The sequence below is a fragment of the Microbacterium thalli genome, from assembly GCF_028737325.1.
GTDB lineage: Bacteria > Actinomycetota > Actinomycetes > Actinomycetales > Microbacteriaceae > Microbacterium > Microbacterium thalli.
The window spans coordinates 107,492-120,353 of the sequence record NZ_JAQZCH010000001.1; the positions used below are offsets into that span (position 1 = coordinate 107,492).

The window sequence follows — 12,862 nt, forward strand, 5'->3', positions numbered from 1 at the left end:
CCCCGGGCAGGACGTACCGGAGCAGGAGTTACATCGGGAACCCACGAACGCAAAGCGGTACCGAGAGGAGAACCGATGTCGCAGAACTATGGTGAGCCGACGTCCGGCTCGCAGGCAGGATCAGCGTCCGGAACGGCCGAGACGGCGAAGCAGGAGGCCGGGCAGGTCGCCGGCACGGCTCGCGCAGAAGCCGGGCACGTCGTCGAGACCGCGAAGCACGAGGCCGCGGGTGTCGCATCCGAGGCGAAGTCGCAGGCCAAGCAGGTCTACTCGCAGACGAAGCAGCAGCTGACCGAGCAGGCTGCGTCGCAGCAGCAGCGCGTCGCCGACGGGCTGCGCTCGATCGGAGACGAGCTCAGCACGCTCGCGAAGGGTTCCGACAACCCGGGCATCGCCACGGACCTCGTCCGTCAGGCGTCGACCCGTGTCAGCGGAGCCTCGGACTGGCTGTCGCAGCGCGACCCCGGTTCGCTGGTGAACGAGGTCAAGACCTTCGCACGCCGTAAGCCCGGCGTCTTCATCGCCGGCGCTCTCATCGCGGGCGTCGTCGCCGGTCGACTGACGCGCGCCCTCACCGAGAGCGCCAAGGAAGAGCACGAGGCGACGGGCACGGGCCACACCGGCTCGGGCGTCACCGAGGGCACGTCGGGCGCGGGTCGCATCCCCGCCGCTCCGTCCGCTCCGACCCCGGCTCCGGTGGACACACCGATCGGCTCGCCGGTCGGAACCCCGGTCACGCCCGTCGCTCCGCCCGTCGGTTCGCCGGCCGGGTCGCCGATCACGCCGGCCGTCACGACGCCGGATGTCGCGGCGGAACCCACGCCGCTGTACGAGAGCTCGCGCGGCGTCACCGCCGAGCCGTACACGGAGGGTCTCGGGGAGACGCGCGATGACCGATAACCCCACCCCCTCCGAGCAGCAGGCGGCGAACACGTCGCTCGGCGATCTGCTGGGCGAAGTGACGCGCGACCTGTCGGAGCTCATGCGCCAGGAGATCAACCTGGCCAAGGCCGAGCTCAAGGAGTCCGGCACCCGCGCCGGCAAGGGCGCGGGCATGCTCGGCGGCGCCGGGTACGCCGCACTCATGGCGATCTTCTTCCTGTCGATCGCCCTGTGGTGGGCCCTGGGCTACCTCGTCGGCCTCGGCTGGTCGGCCGTCATCGTCGCCATCATCTGGGGCGTCGTCGCGGCTGTGCTGTACTCCCTCGGCCGCAAGCAGCTCAAGCAGGTCCAGGGTGCGCCGCAGACCGCGGAGACCCTCGGAAAGATCCCCGACGCACTGAAGAGAAATGAGGAGAACCGATGACCGATTCACCGGAAGCGATCCGCGCCGACATCGAGCGCAAGCGCCGCGAACTCAGCCAGGACACCGATGCCCTCGTCGACAAGGTGACCCCCTCGAAGATCGCGCATCGCCAGACCGACAAGATCAAGGGAGCGTTCGGATCCGTGCGCGACCGCGTCATGGGTGCTGCCGATGACGCGGGCTCGTCGCTGCACGGTGCCGGCTCCTCCGTCGCCGACGGCGTCTCGAGCGCCGCGCACCGTGTGGGCTCGAAGGCCGAGGGCAACCCCCTCGCCGTCGGACTCATGGCCTTCGCCGGCGGCCTGCTCGTCGCCTCGCTGATCCCCGCCTCCGAGAAGGAGAAGGGCATCGCGGCCGACGTCAAGGAGCAGGCGCAGCCTCTCGTCGATGAGGCGAAGAGCGTCGCCCAGCAGGTCGGTTCCGACCTGAAGGAGCCGGTGCAGGAGGCCGCGGCTGCCGTCAAGGACACCGCGACCGAGGCCGTCTCGCACGTCAAGGGCGACGCCCAGGACGGCGTCGACAACGTCAAGGACCGCACCCAGGAGGCTCGCGACAACGTCAGCGGCAGCTGACACCCTCCGCCTCGCCCCGCGAGGCAGCAACCGTGCACCGAGCCTGCGGCGAACAGCCGCGGCCTCGGTGCACGGTTGCGAGAGGCCGGTGATGCACCATCCGGCCGACCTACTTCCCCAGGAGAGAGACATGTCCCGTCACACCGACACGCGCGACCCCGAGCACCCGGCCAAGCCCGACTCGCTGACCGACGTCGAGAAGCCCTCGTGGAAGCACGTCCTCAAGCGGACGTTCCGCGAGTTCAGCCGCGACCAGAGCCCCGACCTCGCGGCGGGACTGACCTACTACGCCGTCCTCTCCGCCTTCCCGGGACTGCTCGCGGTGTTCTCGCTGCTCGGCGTGATCGGCCAGGGTCAACAGGCCGCCGACGCCGTGCTCGACATCGTCGGCCAAGTCGCTCCGGGCGGCACCGCCGAAACCCTGCGCGGGCCGATCGAAGAGCTCGCCAGCTCCCCCACCGCCGGCTTCGCGCTCATCTCGGGCATCGTGCTGGCCCTGTGGTCGGCATCGGGCTACGTCGGCGCCTTCAGCCGGGCCCTCAACCGGATCTGGGAGATCGACGAAGGCCGGCCGTTCTACAAGCTCAAGCCGCAGCAGCTCGGCGTCACCGTGCTGGCCGTCGCCCTCGTCGTCGTCGCCCTGGTGCTGCTCGTCGTATCGGGACCGTTGGCCCAGGCCATCGGCGATGCGATCGGCCTCGGCGACACGGCCGTGCTCATCTGGCAGATCGCCAAGTGGCCGGTGCTGGCTCTCATCATCGTGCTGCTCGTCGCCGTCCTCTACTACTTCGGCCCCAACGCCAAGCAGCCGAAGTTCCGCTGGATCAGCTCGGGCGCTCTCATCGCGATCGCGGTGCTGGCCATCGCCACCCTCGGCTTCGGCCTCTACGTGGCGAACTTCTCGAACTACGAGCGCACGTACGGCTCCTTCGCCGGCGTCATCATCTTCCTGCTGTGGCTGTGGATCACCAACCTCGCGCTGCTGTTCGGCGCGGAGTTCGACGCCGAGCTCGAGCGCGGCCGCGAGCTGCAGGCCGGCATGCCCGCGGAAGAGACCATCCAGCTGCCCCCGCGCGACACGAAGCGGATCGAGAAGACCGAGAAGCAGGAGGCTGAGGAACGCGAGGAGGCTCGCAACCTGCGTCAGTCACGCGGTCGCTCGGACTCCTGATCCCTCAGCGCAGCAGCGCGATGCGATCATCGAGGTAGTCCGCCAGCGACATCCGAGCACCCGCCGCGAACGCGACACTCACGCCGCCGTCGACACCGGAGAGAGGCCCTGAGGCCCCTCCGGCATCGACGGCGGCGAGGTCGATCGGGCTCCAGTCGATGTGCACCGGCTCACCCTCGGCGAAGCCACCGCGAAACGCCGCCGCCGCCCGCTCGTAGCGGGCCCGCTGCGACTCGGCCGTGTACCCGCGGATCACCTCGGCCCGCGCGCGCAGCACCTCGCCGGTCGCGAAGACCTCCTCATCGGCGATCAGCAGCACACCGACATGCCAGGCGTCCCCGACCGGAAGGATGCGGCTGGCGCGGCCGAACCCGAGCAGGCGGCGCCCCTCCTGGCGCACTCCCAGGCGCTCCCGATGCGCCCCCGCCAGGCGCCGACGCGCGTCGTCGATGAGGGCGGCCGCAGAAGAAGGCATGCCCCGATGCTATTGACCGCGGGCGGCGGCGTCGCCGACCTTGCGCTCCGCGGCCGACAGAGCATCGCGGGCCTCGCGGGCCTGACGCTCGAGTTCGTCCACAGCGGCATCCGCGGTCTCCGCCTCGTCGACCACCCGGGCGAGGTCGCGGCGCAGATCGTCGACCCGCTCGTGCAGCCGGTCGGCCTTCTCGCGGGCGGTCTCGGTCTTGCCTTCGATGCGTGCGAGCTCGCGCCGAGCCTCGGATGCCGCCCGATCGGCCTCACGCCGGCGCTTCTCGGCCTCGCGGCGTGCACGGCGCTCGGCGAGGTCGTCGTGCGCCGCGGCGGGCGGCTCGATCGCGCCCGGCACCGAACCCGCGACCCGCTCGGCCAGGTCGTCCGCGGTCACCGCCCCCGGATCGAGGGGACGAAGCAGCCGCCCGGCGGCGACGACGGCTCCGGCGACCGGGTCGACGATCGCGGCGTTGACCGTCCGCTCCACCTCGTCCCTCGCTCCGGCGGTCAGCGTGACATCGGCGTCCCGCGCCAGGTCGGCCGCACGACGCGCGAGCGCGGCCACGAGGGCACGCCGCTGCTTGCCGAGTCGCGCGAGCTCGGCGGCATCCAGGTCGTCCTGCGCTTCGCGGAGCGCACCCGAGAGCTCGAGTGCCTCACGGAACGCCGGGTCGTGGCTCAGGAGGTTGACCGCCCACGCGGCGACCGTGGGCTTGCGCAATCCCCGGATGCCGCGGGCCAGCGCTCCGGTCTCGGCGGCGGCGCGGTCGTTGCGCGCCCGGGTGAAGTCGGCGGGCGGCAGGCTCAGCAGCTCGGCTGCGACGGCGTCCAACGCTGCGACATCCAGCCCATTCGCCCCGTCAGCACCCATCCGGCCATTCTCACCGACGCGGCTTGCGCGCGCGAGGCATGAGCTCGCCGTCCACGACGTCGAAAGCGGGCAGGTCGGCGAACAGCTGCTCTTCGACCGATCCGCTGTCGTGCGGTTCGGTCTCGTCGCCAGGTCGGGGATCGATGCTCATCGGTGGTCTACTCTCGCCCGCGATCCGCGAAGCGTCGAGGCCTTGACAAGCTACGGGCGTTTCGCCCCGCGTTGGATAATGTGGTGCCCGTGGGCAGCATCTACTACGGCGACGGCGCAGCGCCGATCCAGATCGAAGACCGCACGCTGGCGCACCTGAAGGTCGTCATCTCGACCAAGCTGCGGCGCGGTGAGAGCTTCACGCTCTCGTGGCGGCACCCCGAGGGCGAGCCCACGGGACGCAGCACCATCTGGCTGCATCCCTCGATCCCGCTGCGCTTCGTCTTCGACGATCCCGAGCCCACGACGCTCAGCCGCGAGTGGGTCGAGGAGCTCGCCAGCTCGGCGAACTCGTCCGGCGGCATCATGGTCGTCGCCGAGCATCCCGACGACGAGGCCGTGGCGACGTCCGAAAGCCCTGACGCCGGCGAGAGCGGCACCGCGTCCTGAGAGGTCAGCCGACCTCGGGCGCGCCTTCGTCGGTCGGCTCGGGAACGAGTGAGAGGCCCGACGGTCCGCTCGCGACCTGCATGAGCTCTTCGACCCAGTAGCGGTTGATACGCGGCTGGCGGCTGCCCGAGAAGTGGAACTGCAGGGGCACGGACGGGTGGATCCAGTAGCTGCGGCGCTCACCGCCGCGGGGCAGGTCGATGTCGAACATGAACGGCTCCGAGCGGCGCAGCTTGTTCATGATCACGATGCGCAGGTGCGCCAGGGTACGGTCGTCGATCTCGACGGAGTTCCCCAGCGTGTCATAGATGAATCGGCCCACGCAGTGAGCCTAACCCGCCGGCAGCGGTCCAGAAAACGAACCCGAGCGCCGTGCGGCCTCAGACGTCGGATCGGGCGGGTATCTCGGCGCCGAGCATCTCGGCCGCGCCCTCCTCGACCCCCACGGGCACCACCAGGGGACGGCCCGCGCTGAACGCCTCCCACTCGCGCAGCACGACGCGCTCGACGTCGGTCACCGCGAGCGCGGGATGCGCAGCCGCCAGCCGCGCCACGGCACCCGAGAACGAGGTCACGACCTGCCCCTCGAGGGTGATGCGCTCCTCGCTCGGGGTCACCGGAAGAGAACACATGTTCCCATCGTGTCACGCGTGGCACAGCCTGACGAATGTCAATTCGCCGGCTTTCTCCGTTACCGAAGTACCCCCTCAGGAGCGGTCGCTGTTCGCCTGCTCGGCCTGCGGATCATGCGCGTGGGCGTCGACCTCGTCGACGGCCTGCTGCAACCGCCCGAGGCAGTCGATGACGATGCGGGCCTCGTCTGCGCTCATGCCGTCGACGGCCGCGATCATGCGCTCGTGCATCCGACCGAGCGTCTCGCGGACCTCCTGATCGGACTTGTCGGTAGCCACGACGTGCACGCTGCGCCGGTCGCTGGGATGCGCCTGCCGCACGACGTGACCGGACTTCTGCAGGCGGTCGATCAGGGCTGTGGTGGATGCCGTCGAGATGCCGAGGTACCGCGACAGCTCGGTCGGCCCGACGAACCGGCCGTCACCCTGCGCCTTGATGAGGTAGCGGAGCACGAGCAGTTCGTTCTCACCCATCGACATCGAGTCGCGGGTGCGACGACGCATCGCGGCTTCCGCCGCGCGGTACAGCCGGAACGCTTGCAGGACCGCAACCCCGCGCTCGCGCGGCGTCGCGGTGTCCTCGGGACCCGAGGGGTACCAATAATGCTTGGTCGTCGAAGCGTCGGGCACCACGGCATCCTAGAACGAGCCCGCAGGCGAGCGCACGCGGCACGCGGGGTCATTGACTCCCCCGCCGTTCCGTGCCTGGTCACCGCGCACAGCGGATCAGGGGCGGCCGTCGAAGCCCAGGGCGGGGCCGTCGCCGTCGATGCCGTCCGCCGCGGCAACCGCCTCGCGGCGCGCGCGCGCCGCGTTGCGGCTGAGCAGCACCGCGGCGCCCAGGGCCGACAGCAGGGTGCCCAGCAGCACGGCGAAGCGGGCGCCGTCGGTGTGCACTCCGTCGTCGAACGAGAGCCCGGTGATGAGCAGCGACACCGTGAAGCCGATGCCGCACAGCAGACCGATCGGCAGCAGATCACGGAGCGCGACGCCCTCCGGCAGCCGCAGGCGCGTCACCCGCGTCACGAGGGCGGTCGTCGCGAGCACGCCGATCGCCTTGCCGACGACGAGGCCGCCGACGATTGCCGCCACGACCGGCTGCGCGACGACGGCGAGGGGGTCGCCCGCGCCGACAACGGTGACACCTGCCGCGAAGAAGGCGAAGACGGGCAGCGCGATGCCGGCCGAGAACGGGCGCACGAGGTCGTCGTAGGTGTCGGTGCGCGCGATGCTCTCGCCGGCCAGCGGACGCGCCGGGACGGCGAAGCCGAGCAGCACCCCCGCAATCGTCGCGTGCACGCCGGAGGCATGGAGGAAGCCCCACACGAGGAGGGCGAGGGGTAGCAGCAGCCACCAGCGCGCCCAGCGCCGGCGCACGAGCACCGCGTACACCGCGACGCCGGCGAGCGCGATCACGAGCGGGACGAGCTGAATGGTCGCGGTGTAGAAGACGGCGATCACGATGATCGCGAGCAGATCGTCCACGACGGCGAGCGTCAGGAGGAAGGTGCGGAGCCCCGGCGGCAGCCCGCGGCCGAAGATGGCGAGCACCGCGAGGGCGAAGGCGATGTCGGTCGCCGTGGGGATGGCCCATCCCCGCAGCGCCTCCGTGTCGCCGAACGCGAGCACGACGGCGACGAAGATGACGGCGGGAACCAGCATGCCGCCGACGGCGGCCAGCACCGGTACCGCTGCTTCACGCGGGCGCCGCAGGCTTCCCGCGACGAACTCGTGCTTCAGCTCGACGCCGACGACGAAGAAGAACAGGGCGAGCAGCCCGTCGGCGGCCCAGTGCGAGAGCGACAGGTCGAGGTGAAGCGCCTCGGGTCCGATCGTGAACTCGGACAGCGCGGTGTAGGCATCGGCGAACGGCGAGTTGGCCCAGATCAGAGCGAGGGCGGCGGCTGTCAGCAGCAGCGCTCCGCTCGTGGTCTCGCGGGAGAGCCAGCGGCGCAGCCGGGCTCGGCGGGGCAGTGCGTCGTACATACGAAGAAACCTCTCGTCCTCCGTCGACGGTCGCCGACGGGAATGTCGACCAGACTTCCCGACGCACCGCCCCCGAGCTTAGCCGTCCTCGGATGCCGCGGGCTCGGCCTCCGGCGAGACGCGAGCGACATGCAGCTCGGAGATGCGGCGCCGGTCGAGGCGCGTGACCTCGATCGACGCGCCGTCCACCTCGATGCGGTCGCCGACCCGCGCGAGTCGGCCGAGCTGCTCGATCACGAAGCCCGCGACCGTGTCGGAGGTGCCGCGTGGGATGGAGATGCCCGTCGCCTCTTCGAAGTCCTGAAGGTTCAGTCGACCGTCGACGGATCCGCCCTCGACCGCCAGGACGTGCGGCATGACCTCGGTGTCGTACTCGTCGACGATCTCGCCCACGACCTCCTCGACCAGGTCCTCGAGGGTCACGATGCCGTCGGTGCCGCCGTACTCGTCGACCACGACCGCGATCTGGCTGCCCTCTGCGCGCATGCTCGTGAGCGTCGGCAGCAGCCGCGCCGTCGAGGGGAAGTAGCGGATGGGCCGCACGATGTCGGCGAGGGTCTGCGTGTCGTCGGTGGCGGCCGCGTCGAGCAGGTCGCGCACGTGCACGAACCCGACGACGTCGTCGATCGTCTGATCGATGATCGGATAGCGCGAGTAGGGCAGGTCGCGGACGACCGCCGCCGCTTCGCCGACCGTGTCGCGTCCGAGCAGGGAGACCACCTCGGGACGGGGCCGCATGACCTCGCTGAGCTGGCGGTCACGGAGCGACAGCACATCGTCGAGGATGCGCCGTTCGTCCTCGGGCAAACCCTCGTGACTCGACACGATGTCGCGCAGCTCTTCGTCGCTGAGCTCCTCGCCGGTCTTGTTCGGGTCACCGCCGAGCAGGCGCACGAGGAGATTCGTCGAGATCGAGAGCAGCCAGATCACCGGCCGCATGAGCTTGGCGAAACCGTTGAGCACCGGCGCGACGCCGTATGCGAAGGCGGCGTTGCGCTGAATGGCGAGCCGCTTGGGCACCAACTCACCCAGCACCAGCGAGAGGTAGGCGATGATCAGCGTCAGCACGATGGTCGCGACGGTCATCGCGGCGCCGCGGGCAACACCCCACGACTCCAGCACCGGCGCGAGCGACGGGGCGATCGACGAGGCTCCGTACGCGGCCGAGGCGAATCCGGCGACGGTCACGCCGATCTGCACGGCTGAGAGGAACGTGTTGGGGTTGCGGGCGAGAGCGGCGACCTTCTCGCCGCGCTTTCCGCGCAGTGCGAGAGCGTTGACCTGGCTGTCGCGCAGGGTCACGAGGGCCATCTCCGTGGCGGCGAAGACGCCACCGATGAGGACGAAGATGACGACGAGGACGATGTTGAGGAGCAGGTCGCCGTTCATCGGCGGCCCGCGCGCGGGAAACGGATCGCGCCCGGGGTCACCCGGGCGCTGGGACTATCGGAGTCAGAGGCCGAAACGGCGCAGTGCGTCATCGCTCCAACGTATCGGCATCCTCTCTGAATCCGCTGAACAGAAACGATCGACCCGTCGCGACCGGGGAATTCGGATGCCGCGACCCGCCCCGCTTCCGCCCGCGTGTGTCACGATTCTGGAATGGACGACGGGCTGGACGCCGAGCTGCGCGCGTTGCGCGCCCGCGCCTATGCCCCCGGGGCCGACATCGATGCCGATCCGGCGGCCCTGCACCGACTCGCCGAGCTCGAGGCGCTGCGCCGATCCGCCCGCACCCGTTCGCCCGGGCCGATGCGCGGTGACGATCCGGACGCGACGCCGACCGCACGCCTCGTCGACGCCGGGCCAGCCCTCACCGACCCGGAACCGCCTCGCCCCGACTCCGGAATCTCGGCCGGCACCGAGATCGCGGCCGACACCACCGCGGCACAGGCGACCGGTCGCGCCTCGCGCCGCCCGTCGGTGCGGACGGCGCTGACGTGGGCGGGGTCGCTCGTGGCCGTCGCGGTGCTCGCGGCCGCCGTCACGAACTTCGCGACGGCGCGCACCGCCTCGACCGCCACCGCGATCCCCGACGACGCACCGGTCACCCACCTCACGACGCTCCTGCCGACAGGGGGCGAACAGCCCGGCTTCTTGCGCGAATGGGGAGCGGATGACGCCCGCTCGTTCGAGCCGTTCTTCGGCCTGCGCACGTACGAGGTGCGCGCCCCCTGGCACGAGCACGAGCAGACGTGCCTGCTCCTGATGAACGAGGAGCATGCCGACGAGGCGACCGACGGCGGCTGGGGATCGTACGGTCAGGGGTGCTCGGCGGGGGCCTTCCCGGCGGCGATGTCGTTCGTCGTGACGGAGGAGTACCCCGCGGAGCTGCGCGAGCACTTCCCGAACGGATCCGCGCTGCAGTTCGTGCTCAGCGACGTCGGCGTCGACGTGTTCCTCTCGGACGCGCCGGCTCAGGCCGCCGGCTGAGTCGCGACATCCGACTCCGCCGTCACGCCGCCCAGATCGACATACAGTCGACGCTCGGTGATCGAGACGGTCGCGACGTTGCGGCGGTCGAGCGCCGCGGCGAGCGTCTCGACGAAGCCGGGTTCGAAGCTGTGGAGCGGGATCTCGGACGCCCGGTGGATCTTCTTCCCGGCCCACGCCGCGGCGACCGGCCCCGGGTTGCGGTGCGTGTAGACGGCGACGCGACCGGACTGCTTGCTGCCCAGGTGCAGGCGCGAAGCGTCCGGCGCCCCCACCTCGATCCACGCGACGATCGCGCCGGTCAGGTCGCGCACGAGCACGGCGGGCTCGTCCTTGGCCGCTATGCCCTCGGTGAACGCGATGCCCTCCTCGTACTCGAGGCAGTAGGCCAGCAGTCGCGTGATGAGGAACGCCTCGGTCTCGGAGGGATGCCGCGCCATGCGCAGGGCGAACGACTCGTAGACACCGCGGTCGACGTCCGCCAGGGTCACGTCGAATGTGTGGATCGTCGCACCGGCAGCCATGACGACCGAGCCTAGCCGCCCGAGGGTGTGACACCCTGATCACATGCGGATCGCACTGACGGGATCATCGGGAAAACTCGGCACGGTCGTCGCTCGTGAACTCACGGCGGCGGGCCACGAGGTCATCGGCTTCGACGTCGTGGGCGCGCGCGGCCCCGCGTTCGTCCAGATCGACCTCACCGACTACGGCCAGGTCGTCGATGCCTTCGGGGCCGTGGGCGACCGGCATGACGGGGTCGATGCGATCGTGCACCTCGGCGCGGTGCCCGCACCGGGCCTGCGCCCCGACATCGCGACCTTCCACAACAACATGACGGCGACGTTCAACGTGTTCCATGCCGCGACGAGGCTGGGCGTCGACCGGATCGTGTACGCCTCGAGCGAGACCGTGCAGGGTCTCCCGTTCGACGTGCCGCCGCCGTACCTCCCGGTCGACGAGGAGTACCCGGCTCGTCCCGAGTCGGTGTACTCGTTGGTCAAGCACCTCGAGGAGCAGCTCGCGATCGAGCTTGTGCGCTGGCACCCGGGCCTGTCGATCACGGCGCTGCGCTTCTCGAACGTCATGGTGCCCGAGGACTACGCCGAGTTCCCCTCGTTCGACGCCGACGCCCGACACCGCAAATGGAACGCGTGGAGCTACATCGACGCCCGCGACGGCGCGCAGGCGGTCCTGCGCGCGCTCGAGAACGCACCCGCCGGCTTCGACCGCTTCCTCATCGCCGCGGCCGACACCGTCATGTCTCGGCCGAACGCCGAGCTCGTCGCCGAGGTCTTCCCGGGCGTCGAGGTCCGCGGCGACCTGGGCGATAACACCTCGCTCTTCTCGACCGCCAAGGCGCAGCGCCTGCTCGGCTACGAGCCGCAGCACTCCTGGCGCGACCACGTGTGACGCGAACGGGACCGGATGCTGCGGCATCCGGTCCCGTTCCTTCGCGCGGTGACCGCGGATCAGAGGATGCGGCGCGCCTGCTCGGCCGCGCCGAGCGCGACGTACTCGCCGGGGGCGGGCACCTCGACCTCGAGACCGAACACCAACGGCGCGATGCGCTGCACCGCTTCGGACCGGGCTCCCCCGCCGACCAGCAGAACCCGGCGCAGGGGTACCCCGTGCGCGCGCAGGGCGTCGAGTCCGGCGCCGAGCCCGCTGAGCAGGCCCTCGACGGCGGCCCGCGCGAGGTTCTCGCGCGTCGTCGAGGCGAGAGTCATGCCCGACAGTGACGCGGTCGCATCGGGCAGGTTCGGAGTGCGTTCCCCCTCGAAATAGGGCACGAGCGCGAGGCCGCCCGCCCCGGGATCGGCCGACAGTGCGAGGCGTGACAGCTCGTCGTGGTCGACGCCGAGCAGCGACGCCGTCACGTCGAGTACGCGCGCCGCGTTGAGCGTGCAGACGAGCGGCAGGTGATGGCCGTCGGCCGAAGCGAACCCCGCCACGATGCCCGAGGCGTCGGCCACCGCGTTCTCGCTGACGGCGAAGACCGTGCCCGACGTGCCGATGGACACGACGACATCCCCCACGCCCGCACCCACCCCGAGAGCGGATGCCGCGTTGTCACCGGCCCCGGCCGCGACGCGGCGTCCGTCGGCGTCGAGCACGAACTCGTCGGCGCCGAGCACCCGGGGCACGAGGACGTCGTGGCCGAGGGCGGCGACGAGGAGGTCGCGGTCGTAGGAACCCGTCGCGGCGCTCCAGTAACCGGTGCCCGAGGCGTCGGACCGGTCGGTCACGAGCTCGTCGAGCACCGCGCCGCGCCCGGCATCCCCCGGCCCGAACCCGCGCAGCCGCCAGGTCAGCCAGTCGTGCGGCAGGGCGACCGCCGCGACGCGCGCGCCGTTCGCGGGCTCGTGGTCGCGCAGCCACCGCAGTTTGCTGATCGTGAAGGACGCGACCGGCACGAGCCCGGTGCGCTCGGCCAGCGCGTCGGCCCCGAACTCCGACACGAGGTCGGCCGCCGCGGCCGCCGACCTCGTGTCGTTCCAGAGCAGGGCGTCGCGCACGACGCGGCCGGCCTCATCGAGCGCGACCATTCCGTGCTGCTGACCGCCGATCGACCACGCCGCGACGTCGGCCATGCCGCCCGCCAGTTCGATGGCCCGCTGGAGCGCGACCCACCAGGCCTCGGGATCGACGCTCGTGCCGTCGGGGTGGGGCGCGCGCCCCTCGCGGAGCACCCGCCCCGACTCACCGTCGACGACGACGACCTTGCACGACTGGGTCGACGAATCGATCCCCATCACCAGCGCCATGCCGGCATCCTCTCCTCGGTTCCGCCGCGGCCCGGCCGCGGTCGGACGACGG

17 protein-coding genes are annotated in these 12,862 nt (G+C 71.1%); 7 read left to right on the forward strand and 10 right to left on the reverse strand.

What is annotated here, in order from left to right:
* Nucleotides 1-75 precede the first annotated feature (75 nt).
* From PUW82_RS00565 to PUW82_RS00580, 4 genes are all read left to right on the forward strand, one after another.
* On the forward strand, nt 76-900 hold the full coding sequence (locus PUW82_RS00565; RefSeq protein WP_274220438.1) for a F0F1 ATP synthase subunit B family protein: 825 nt from the start codon (nt 76-78) through the stop codon (nt 898-900).
* Nucleotides 890-1,306 carry a phage holin family protein gene (locus tag PUW82_RS00570; RefSeq protein ID WP_274220439.1) on the forward strand — a complete coding sequence of 139 codons (417 nt, stop codon included), beginning with the start codon at nt 890-892 and terminating at the stop codon, nt 1,304-1,306. Before PUW82_RS00565 ends, PUW82_RS00570 begins: the two co-directional genes overlap by 11 nt.
* Nucleotides 1,303-1,878 carry a DUF3618 domain-containing protein gene (locus PUW82_RS00575; RefSeq protein ID WP_274220440.1) on the forward strand — a complete coding sequence of 192 codons (576 nt, stop codon included), beginning with the start codon at nt 1,303-1,305 and terminating at the stop codon, nt 1,876-1,878. Before PUW82_RS00570 ends, PUW82_RS00575 begins: the two co-directional genes overlap by 4 nt.
* A gap of 130 nt (nt 1,879-2,008) precedes the next feature.
* Nucleotides 2,009-3,049, forward strand: a complete 1,041-nt coding sequence (locus tag PUW82_RS00580) for a YihY/virulence factor BrkB family protein (protein WP_274220441.1) — start codon at nt 2,009-2,011, stop codon at nt 3,047-3,049.
* 4 nt (nt 3,050-3,053) lie between these two features.
* Here the strand turns inward: PUW82_RS00580 and PUW82_RS00585 are convergent, their stop codons facing one another.
* Genes PUW82_RS00585 through PUW82_RS00595 form a run of 3 tightly spaced genes read right to left on the reverse strand, consistent with a single transcriptional unit; the run spans nt 3,054 to nt 4,542 of the window.
* Entirely contained in the window at nt 3,054-3,524 is a 471-nt protein-coding gene (locus PUW82_RS00585; protein ID WP_274220442.1) for a glutaminase, read from the reverse strand.
* Between the two features lie 9 nt (nt 3,525-3,533).
* Nucleotides 3,534-4,391 carry a transposase gene (locus PUW82_RS00590; RefSeq protein WP_274220443.1) on the reverse strand — a complete coding sequence of 286 codons (858 nt, stop codon included), beginning with the start codon at nt 4,389-4,391 and terminating at the stop codon, nt 3,534-3,536.
* Nucleotides 4,392-4,401: 10 nt separating this feature from the next.
* On the reverse strand, nt 4,402-4,542 hold the full coding sequence (locus tag PUW82_RS00595; protein ID WP_274220444.1) for a hypothetical protein: 141 nt from the start codon (nt 4,540-4,542) through the stop codon (nt 4,402-4,404).
* An 89-nt stretch (nt 4,543-4,631) separates the two neighbouring features.
* On the opposite strand from PUW82_RS00595, the gene PUW82_RS00600 reads away from it, so the two are divergent.
* Complete coding sequence (locus PUW82_RS00600; RefSeq protein WP_274221722.1) at nt 4,632-4,991, forward strand: DUF7882 family protein; 360 nt, start codon at nt 4,632-4,634, stop codon at nt 4,989-4,991.
* 4 nt (nt 4,992-4,995) lie between these two features.
* Here PUW82_RS00600 and PUW82_RS00605 read toward each other — a convergent pair whose 3' ends face one another.
* The 5 genes from PUW82_RS00605 to PUW82_RS00625 form a co-directional block, all read right to left on the reverse strand.
* The gene (locus PUW82_RS00605) at nt 4,996-5,313 is read right to left on the reverse strand and encodes a DUF7882 family protein (RefSeq protein WP_274220445.1); all 318 of its coding nucleotides are present in this window, start codon (nt 5,311-5,313) and stop codon (nt 4,996-4,998) included.
* 58 nt (nt 5,314-5,371) lie between these two features.
* Entirely contained in the window at nt 5,372-5,623 is a 252-nt protein-coding gene (locus PUW82_RS00610) for a hypothetical protein (protein WP_274220446.1), read from the reverse strand.
* Between the two features lie 75 nt (nt 5,624-5,698).
* Nucleotides 5,699-6,253 carry a MarR family winged helix-turn-helix transcriptional regulator gene (locus PUW82_RS00615; RefSeq protein ID WP_274220447.1) on the reverse strand — a complete coding sequence of 185 codons (555 nt, stop codon included), beginning with the start codon at nt 6,251-6,253 and terminating at the stop codon, nt 5,699-5,701.
* A gap of 96 nt (nt 6,254-6,349) precedes the next feature.
* Nucleotides 6,350-7,609 carry a Na+/H+ antiporter NhaA gene (nhaA, locus tag PUW82_RS00620; RefSeq protein WP_274220448.1) on the reverse strand — a complete coding sequence of 420 codons (1,260 nt, stop codon included), beginning with the start codon at nt 7,607-7,609 and terminating at the stop codon, nt 6,350-6,352.
* Between the two features lie 78 nt (nt 7,610-7,687).
* Nucleotides 7,688-8,998: a hemolysin family protein gene (locus tag PUW82_RS00625; protein ID WP_274220449.1), complete on the reverse strand. Its 1,311-nt coding sequence runs from the start codon at nt 8,996-8,998 to the stop codon at nt 7,688-7,690.
* Between the two features lie 213 nt (nt 8,999-9,211).
* Between PUW82_RS00625 and PUW82_RS00630 the strand changes: the two genes are divergently transcribed.
* The gene (locus tag PUW82_RS00630; protein ID WP_274220450.1) at nt 9,212-10,042 is read left to right on the forward strand and encodes a hypothetical protein; all 831 of its coding nucleotides are present in this window, start codon (nt 9,212-9,214) and stop codon (nt 10,040-10,042) included.
* Here PUW82_RS00630 and PUW82_RS00635 read toward each other — a convergent pair.
* Nucleotides 10,027-10,566 (reverse strand): YaeQ family protein, encoded by a 540-nt coding sequence (locus PUW82_RS00635; protein WP_274220451.1) that lies wholly within the window; start codon nt 10,564-10,566, stop codon nt 10,027-10,029. The genes PUW82_RS00630 and PUW82_RS00635 overlap by 16 nt on opposite strands.
* A 43-nt stretch (nt 10,567-10,609) precedes the next feature.
* Between PUW82_RS00635 and PUW82_RS00640 the strand changes: the two genes are divergently transcribed.
* On the forward strand, nt 10,610-11,455 hold the full coding sequence (locus PUW82_RS00640; RefSeq protein ID WP_274220452.1) for an NAD-dependent epimerase/dehydratase family protein: 846 nt from the start codon (nt 10,610-10,612) through the stop codon (nt 11,453-11,455).
* Between the two features lie 59 nt (nt 11,456-11,514).
* Here PUW82_RS00640 and xylB read toward each other — a convergent pair whose 3' ends face one another.
* Nucleotides 11,515-12,810, reverse strand: a complete 1,296-nt coding sequence (gene xylB, locus PUW82_RS00645) for a xylulokinase (protein ID WP_274220453.1) — start codon at nt 12,808-12,810, stop codon at nt 11,515-11,517.
* Nucleotides 12,811-12,862 lie beyond the last annotated feature (52 nt).

Bases quoted from the DNA above. Each gene is read 5' to 3' on its own strand.
- PUW82_RS00630 (WP_274220450.1), top strand. From the start codon at position 9,212: ATGGACGACGGGCTGGACGCCGAGCTGCGCGCGTTGCGCGCCCGCGCC.
- xylB (WP_274220453.1), bottom strand. From the start codon at position 12,810: ATGGCGCTGGTGATGGGGATCGATTCGTCGACCCAGTCGTGCAAGGTC.
- PUW82_RS00570 (WP_274220439.1), top strand. From the start codon at position 890: ATGACCGATAACCCCACCCCCTCCGAGCAGCAGGCGGCGAACACGTCG.
- PUW82_RS00575 (WP_274220440.1), top strand. From the start codon at position 1,303: ATGACCGATTCACCGGAAGCGATCCGCGCCGACATCGAGCGCAAGCGC.
- PUW82_RS00595 (WP_274220444.1), bottom strand. From the start codon at position 4,542: ATGAGCATCGATCCCCGACCTGGCGACGAGACCGAACCGCACGACAGC.
- PUW82_RS00640 (WP_274220452.1), top strand. From the start codon at position 10,610: ATGCGGATCGCACTGACGGGATCATCGGGAAAACTCGGCACGGTCGTC.
- PUW82_RS00635 (WP_274220451.1), bottom strand. From the start codon at position 10,566: ATGGCTGCCGGTGCGACGATCCACACATTCGACGTGACCCTGGCGGAC.
- PUW82_RS00625 (WP_274220449.1), bottom strand. From the start codon at position 8,998: ATGAACGGCGACCTGCTCCTCAACATCGTCCTCGTCGTCATCTTCGTC.
- PUW82_RS00580 (WP_274220441.1), top strand. From the start codon at position 2,009: ATGTCCCGTCACACCGACACGCGCGACCCCGAGCACCCGGCCAAGCCC.
- nhaA (WP_274220448.1), bottom strand. From the start codon at position 7,609: ATGTACGACGCACTGCCCCGCCGAGCCCGGCTGCGCCGCTGGCTCTCC.
- PUW82_RS00610 (WP_274220446.1), bottom strand. From the start codon at position 5,623: ATGTGTTCTCTTCCGGTGACCCCGAGCGAGGAGCGCATCACCCTCGAG.
- PUW82_RS00590 (WP_274220443.1), bottom strand. From the start codon at position 4,391: ATGGGTGCTGACGGGGCGAATGGGCTGGATGTCGCAGCGTTGGACGCC.
- PUW82_RS00585 (WP_274220442.1), bottom strand. From the start codon at position 3,524: ATGCCTTCTTCTGCGGCCGCCCTCATCGACGACGCGCGTCGGCGCCTG.
- PUW82_RS00565 (WP_274220438.1), top strand. From the start codon at position 76: ATGTCGCAGAACTATGGTGAGCCGACGTCCGGCTCGCAGGCAGGATCA.